General features: G+C 43.4%; 1 protein-coding gene. It reads left to right on the top strand.

Features of this window, described 5'->3' with window-relative positions:
• The coding region (locus H3T83_RS11405) for a hypothetical protein (RefSeq protein WP_232351166.1) at window positions 1–463 on the top strand (463 nt) is incomplete at its 5' end.
• Between the last annotated feature and the right edge of the window lie 117 nt (window positions 464–580).

The raw sequence follows: 580 nt of genomic DNA, 5'->3' as shown, positions 1-580 counted from the left end.
CTCACTCAGTTGTCAGCACGTTGCGAATGTCGCTAAATTAAATACACCAAACTTATTTGCCAAAATAAACTCTTATGTTTATAGCGAGCTAATTTTAGTTTTAAAACCAATTTCGGGGAAACTTGGGCGGGATTTTTTGGCTTTAAAAACCCCGTTCCTCAATTTTTTGGGTTCGATAAGTTTCGGACGTTTTGTTGTTTTGCGGTTGTTTCTATACGGTGAATACGTCCGAGTTAAGAGGGTTGGCGCGAACCCTCTTTACAATCTCCCGCCGCGACCACGCAAGTGGTCACGATGTGACTACCTTCCGCCTTCGTTCGCTCTTAACGCTCCTTGCCAAACATCCCTGTTTGCCATGCTAACCTCACTCAGTTGTCAGCACATTGCGAATGTCGCACCACAAAATCGCTTTTATTGCCCACTTTGTCAGCCTCATTACTTTGGCAGGGCAATGATTGTTTAATGTCCTAACATTATTTTTCTTACCTCAGCTTCAATACCTAAGAACTAAGAAATAATAGCTAAGGATAGACACAGAGTCCGCCGCCCCTTGTGGAGTAGTTCCAAGTATCGGGAGAAA

It is taken from the genome of Gilliamella sp. M0320, assembly GCF_016101635.1.
GTDB classification, from domain to species: domain Bacteria; phylum Pseudomonadota; class Gammaproteobacteria; order Enterobacterales; family Orbaceae; genus Gilliamella; species Gilliamella apis.
The sequence above is the reverse complement of the archived record's forward strand: the minus strand, read 5'-3'. Positions and strand labels throughout refer to the sequence as shown.